Origin of the sequence: Vibrio sp. 10N.261.52.A1 (assembly GCF_002876325.1) — a bacterium.
GTDB lineage: Bacteria > Pseudomonadota > Gammaproteobacteria > Enterobacterales > Vibrionaceae > Vibrio > Vibrio chagasii.
In genome coordinates this window covers 1-620 of record NZ_MCYD01000212.1, presented here as the reverse complement: position 1 = coordinate 620, position 620 = coordinate 1, and the positions used below count along the sequence as shown (strand labels likewise).

General features: G+C 42.3%; 1 protein-coding gene. It reads left to right on the top strand.

Going from position 1 to position 620, the window contains the following annotated elements:
* Positions 1-349 precede the first annotated feature (349 nt).
* On the top strand, positions 350-620 hold a 271-nt coding region (locus BCT81_RS02695; RefSeq protein WP_277869788.1), incomplete at its 3' end, for a trigger factor family protein.

Here is a 620-nt window from a genome sequence, read left to right as displayed (position 1 = left end):
AAGCAGAGGTGAACGGCTCGACAGAGATTAAACAGATCGCTAGAATGTCGCGTCTAAAATTTCTGTCCTGAGGCTAATCGGAGATACCTTTCTTGTTTCCGAAAACAAGCTTCGCTGCTTTTTATTAGTGAGTAAAAACTGAGCTTTTAACAAGTATGTGAAGATGAAGATATCGCTGATTAGTCTGGTGTTTGGTTGAATGATCAATTCAAACATCAATGCTCGATTTTAAATTAGGTGTTCGGATAGAGCACTACACAAGGATGCAGCCAACAACGTCGGCTTTTGAATTAAAGCTAAGTTACGGCTCATATGCTCAGATTACTGAGCCAGTTTTGAGGTTTATATAATGCAAGTTACTGTTGAAACGCTAGAAGGCCTAGAGCGCCGTCTTAATATTACTGTTCCTGCTGCAAACATCGAAGATGCAGTTACAGCTGAACTACGCAACATCGCGAAAAACCGTCGTTTCGATGGTTTCCGTAAAGGCAAAGTGCCAATGAAGATGGTTGCTAAAATGTACGGCAAAGCAGTACGTCAAGACGTGATGGGCGAAGTAATGCAACGTCACTTCATCGAAGCGATCGTTAAAGAGAAAATCAACCCAGCTGGCGCACCAA